At 36.1% G+C, this 726-nt stretch carries 1 protein-coding gene; it reads left to right on the top strand.

Annotated elements, in window-relative coordinates; all coding sequences use genetic code 11:
- Window positions 1–234 precede the first annotated feature (234 nt).
- Entirely contained in the window at window positions 235–636 is a 402-nt protein-coding gene (locus Y7E_RS30765; protein ID WP_017150486.1) for a hypothetical protein, read from the top strand.
- Window positions 637–726 lie beyond the last annotated feature (90 nt).

The following is a 726-nucleotide window of genomic DNA, read 5'->3' as shown; positions in this document are numbered from 1 at the left end:
GGAATATACATTACCAATGGTCAGGTTAGTTGAATAAAGAGAACCTTCAAGGTTACTTTTCTCCGGAATATTAAGAGAATCTTAAGAAAACTCCTCACTAAGCGTTAAGGTTTGATGGTTATAATAAAGGCAGTGATAGTCTCCGTCCTGCATGGAACCAACTAGCAAACCAGTTTTTCAATGAATTAAATACTACCTTCCAAGAGGAATACAAAATTAGTTAGGAGTGAAATTATGAAAATGTTTCTTGTAACACTTATCATTTCTTTAACCTTGCTTGGCTGTTCTGCTCAGAAAAAAACGAACGAAGCTTTATCTTTCGAGTTTGTAAGCTGGGAGAACAAAGTTTATGTGGTCAGTGATGGTGAGAAAGTTGAAAAAGTTGAAGTTGGACAAAGGATTGGAGAAGTAACAGAGTTTATTGACCAAGAAGGGCGCAACTATCAAGGAACAGCATCAAATGTATTTAAAGAGGGAACAAAGCTTTACAAAATTAAAGATATAGGAACTAATAAAGGTATAGCCGTTCAAAAAGACGATGGGACATTCATTAAAGGGACATTATCTGATGAGTGGCTTAAAGAAAATTTAGGGTCAATTGCCAACCAAGAAATTTCAATTCCGATTGGAGAATAAAACTTGTTCGTATGAAAAAACAATGCCTTCCGGCTAGTTGACCCGGAGGGTATTTTTATAGGCTTCTAGATACATTGACTACCGCATTCG

The organism is Bacillus bingmayongensis (assembly GCF_000299035.1).
Taxonomy (GTDB): Bacteria; Bacillota; Bacilli; order Bacillales; family Bacillaceae_G; genus Bacillus_A; species Bacillus_A bingmayongensis.
Note: the sequence above shows the minus strand (reverse complement) of the source record. Positions and strands in the feature narration are given on the sequence as shown.